This window comes from Dellaglioa sp. CoH-57-MRSF-16, assembly GCF_056782055.1.
On record NZ_JBXAXZ010000062.1, the window covers coordinates 1 to 439 of the forward strand.

Annotated in this window: 1 protein-coding gene; it reads left to right on the plus strand. The window is 57.9% G+C overall.

Going from position 1 to position 439, the window contains the following annotated elements; all coding sequences use genetic code 11:
• A partial coding sequence (locus AC1RPH_RS07845) for a hypothetical protein (RefSeq protein WP_481762034.1) occupies positions 1-275 on the plus strand: 275 nt, incomplete at its 5' end.
• Positions 276-439: the final 164 nt, after the last annotated feature.

Genomic DNA, 439 nt, shown 5'->3' on the forward strand with positions numbered 1-439 from the left:
ACAATGGACTGATTGCGACCACCATCATGCAGATCGCGGAGCCTCCTGCCGAAGAGTATCCTGACCTGTACACCTTGTACTGGCTTGACGGCCGCCGCACCCTTATCTCGGGCCACCGTCCGTTCCACGAAGCATTGACGTTGGCTGGCTACGGCGGTGGTGCGATCCGCGCACTCGATTTCTATGCGTCCGGCGACAACACCGAATACACGTGGGACAGCGAGTCTCGCGACTGGATCAACAATTCCATCGCAACGCGCTTCGGGGGTCGTTGATGATCGGTCCTATTGACAACGATACCCGCGAATACCGTCAGTACACGACGTTGACCGCAGTGGGTCCGGGCACCATCAAAAGCATGCTCCGGGCGGCCGTGAACGAAGCTCTCGTCAAACACGTAGTCGAGCGGTTTAACGAGTTGTTCAACGACGTACAGGCT